This window comes from Phaeobacter sp. CAU 1743 (genome assembly GCF_039839315.1).
In the GTDB taxonomy this organism is placed as follows: domain Bacteria; phylum Pseudomonadota; class Alphaproteobacteria; order Rhodobacterales; family Rhodobacteraceae; genus Phycobacter; species Phycobacter gallaeciensis_A.
Genome location: NZ_JBDOQR010000136.1, coordinates 1 through 885, shown reverse-complemented (window position 1 = coordinate 885; position 885 = coordinate 1). Strand labels below are relative to the sequence as shown.

The window sequence follows — 885 nt, the reverse complement described above, 5'->3', positions numbered from 1 at the left end:
ATTTTGGATTTTCATGCCCTGCGGCGATGATGGTGGGAACGGAGGTTTCCATCATGACACTCACCCATTTCAAGGACGACGATCGTAAAGCCAACCCCCGGGCCGCGATGGTCCGGGTCGAGATCCGGGACGCTCAAGGCTATGCCAACCAGCGCCGCCATGATTTGCGCATCGGAGCACAGCCTGCCTACGTCAATCCGGACCCGCCAGAGCCCAACCATGTCTTCATCCAGCCCCTGACCACCCAGGAACTCAAGACGCTCGCCAGAGAGCGCCGTGCGCAGCGTGAGACGGTGCGGGCAATGAAGAGCAATGCGGGCATTGCCGTGGTTGGGATCATCGGCTTCGGCATCGAGGCGCAGAAGATGTTCGAGGCTCTCGATCTGGTGACCCAGGAGCAGGCCCTGCGCGCGGCCGTGGAACGCGTGGCAACCGATCTGAAGACCACGGTGACCGGTCTTGTCTTTCATCTCGATGAGACAGCACGGCACGCGCACTTCAGCCTGTGCGGCTATGACGTGACCGGACAGCCCCTGTCCACCTGGATGGGGCGCGGGGTGCTCAGAGAGCTCCAGACGGCCCTCCACGAGGAGCTGCAGGCCTTCATGCCCGATCTGGAGCGGGGGCGGTCCCGCAAGGCTCGTGCCGAGGCTGGTGCGGCGCCTCATGAGCTGGTGAACCGCTCCGTGGATGAGCTGCACATCGATCTGCCCTTCGAGATCGCGGAGAAGCGCAAAGAACTGGTCGAGATCGAAGAGAAGATCCGGACCAATGAGGCGCGTGCGGAAAAGGCCCGGATCAAGGCTGAGGCGGAGGGCGACCGCGCGGCAAAGGCCCTGAAGAACGCCGAGACCTACGAACGGCGGGCCGCAGAGGCCCGGGGGA

General features: G+C 63.7%; 1 protein-coding gene. It reads left to right on the top strand.

From position 1 onward, the window contains the following. Nucleotides 1–53: 53 nt before the first annotated feature. On the top strand, nucleotides 54–885 hold an 832-nt coding region (locus tag AAFO90_RS23990), incomplete at its 3' end, for a hypothetical protein (RefSeq protein WP_347511065.1).